Annotated in this window: 2 protein-coding genes and 2 pseudogenes; all 4 read left to right on the forward strand. The window is 67.2% G+C overall.

The window, feature by feature from the left end; genetic code table 11:
• Window positions 1-515: helix-turn-helix domain-containing protein (locus ACK5KK_RS05170; RefSeq protein WP_416889024.1), on the forward strand; the 515-nt coding region annotated here is incomplete at its 5' end.
• The gene (locus ACK5KK_RS05175; RefSeq protein ID WP_416889025.1) at window positions 512-973 is read left to right on the forward strand and encodes a hypothetical protein; all 462 of its coding nucleotides are present in this window, start codon (window positions 512-514) and stop codon (window positions 971-973) included. The genes ACK5KK_RS05170 and ACK5KK_RS05175, both read left to right, overlap by 4 nt.
• Before the next feature lie 91 nt (window positions 974-1,064).
• Window positions 1,065-1,559: pseudogene (locus tag ACK5KK_RS05180) on the forward strand (hypothetical protein); the annotation flags it as partial.
• Window positions 1,559-1,987 (forward strand): annotated as a pseudogene (locus tag ACK5KK_RS05185) (hypothetical protein); the annotation flags it as partial. The pseudogenes ACK5KK_RS05180 and ACK5KK_RS05185, both read left to right, overlap by 1 nt.
• Window positions 1,988-2,031: the final 44 nt, after the last annotated feature.

A 2,031-nucleotide genomic window follows, 5' to 3' on the forward strand; every position in this document is an offset into this window, starting at 1 on the left:
TGGTCGACGGGCTGATCGTGGTCTCTACCATCGCGGTCGTCGCACTCGATGGTCGCCGAGGCGCCTGGTATCCGTGGGCGCTGCTGATCTGCGGGGCGCTCGTGTCTGTGGCCGCGAACGCACTGCACGCGGTCGTTGCTGCCGACGCCAGCGTGCCCTCCATGCTCGCCGCGACGGTCGCGGCGGTGCCGCCACTGGTGCTGCTCGCCAGCACGCACCTCACCGTCGTCCTCACACGCTCGGCCACCGTCCCACGAAGCAGCACGGCTCAGATACTCGGCGAGCTACCAGCCGTAGCCGAGGCAAACCCAGCGCCCGAGTCCAAACCCGACGCCAAGCCGGAGGCCGAGCTGGTGCTTGGTCGGCGTGAGCGCGCCATGCAGCTTCGGGAGGCCGGCTGGTCGAACAAGGCAATCGCCGACGAGTTGCAAGTGCATCCCTCGACCGTGGGCCGTTGGTTCACCCCGCCAGTCGAAGAACCGGAAACCACCACAGGAATGGAGACAACACCATGAGTATCGACCCGCGAGAGCAGGCACGAGCGTACGAGGAGGTGCGCGTCGAGGATGTGCCCAAACCGGACATGCCGGAAGACCACCGCGAAGTGCGGCAGGTGCCCGAGGCGGTCGCCGCTGCCGACGCCACCAAACGCAAGGACAGCACGGTCGAAACCGCCGCGACTGACGAGCTCACGGATGCAGCTGAGGCGGCGACGGTCGAGCGGGAGTTCGAGGATCACCGGGCGCGCGGTGTCGAGTGGGTGCGGCCCACCGATCTGATCGCCCGCAATACTGCGTCATTGGCCGGGCGGGGCATCGACATGGAGGTCGAGATGTCGCGCAAGGCCCGCGCGCCATTGGCGGACGGGCTGAGGAACCTCGGCGACCGAGCCAGACAGCTGTCCCCGCTGTCGGCGTTCGGGCACAGTACCCGGCACCACGCTCCGACGCGCACTGCGGTCGGGAAGTCGTGAAGCGGTGATCAGCGATGACTCGACAACGAACGCTCGACCACCCCCAACGCAGAGGCCCGCTGCCTGCACCTCGCTATCAGGAGGTGCCATCATGACAACCCGCACGACCTTCCGTGAACCGGAAGACTTCACTCGCAGCGAGGGCTTACGTTCCCTGCTGAACCGGCTGCACGAGAGCAGCCCCGGCGCGTGGCAATCCGATCCAGTCGCCGCTGACCTGATGGCCTACGCCGCCGAAAAGTACGGGGCGCTGGCCCGCAAGCACGGCCTCGACCCCTGGGAGGCAGCTTCAGCAGCATTCGACGTGATGCGCACGAAAGCCGCGCGTACCGCGAATGACCCCTGGGGCGTGGTGACCCACGCGGTGCGCATCACCTGCATCGCAGAGGAACGGGGTCAAGGCCTGCTGTGTTCGGTGCATCAAGCCCGCCGCCCACACATCTCCGCGTTCCACGACGCCGAACGGCCGTCAGATCGGGAGAACCCGCTGACGGACTATCACTCCGCATTCCACGTCACCGACCCCGAGCCGGGTGGCCCCGAGGAACCGGCGAGCATGAGGGCGTGCTGCTCGGCAGACTCGGCTTGGAGCTGAACCAGTGGGTGAACTGGCTGCGCAGCACCTACGGGCTGCCCACCTCGGTGATTCCTCCGATGTGGCATCGGCACCCCGAGCTGCACTGGGAACTCTCCGCACTCCACACCCACTGGCTCAACGCCTTCGATCCGCAGCAGAACGGTTCGGCACCGATCGGCTGGCATCGCGACTTCGCAGATACCCGACAGCGACTGCGCGATTGGGTCGCCGCCAGCGGCACCCGGCTCGACCGGGACCGGCCCACTCGCCAGACGATCTGGCCAGGCGAGGAAGACGCCGCGCCCATCGAAGACACCCCCATCGAGAACCGTGACGAGGACTTCGTGGCGTTCGTCATCGCCGACGTCGAACGCCGCCGACAGATCGAGCACGACTTCTACGCCAGCCTCAACCCTGACACCGGCGAACTCGCCTGAACCTCCGAAGAACACTCGTGGGGTCGAGCCACACAGCTCGACCC

The organism is Microbacterium sp. (assembly GCF_047972865.1).
GTDB lineage: Bacteria > Actinomycetota > Actinomycetes > Actinomycetales > Microbacteriaceae > Microbacterium.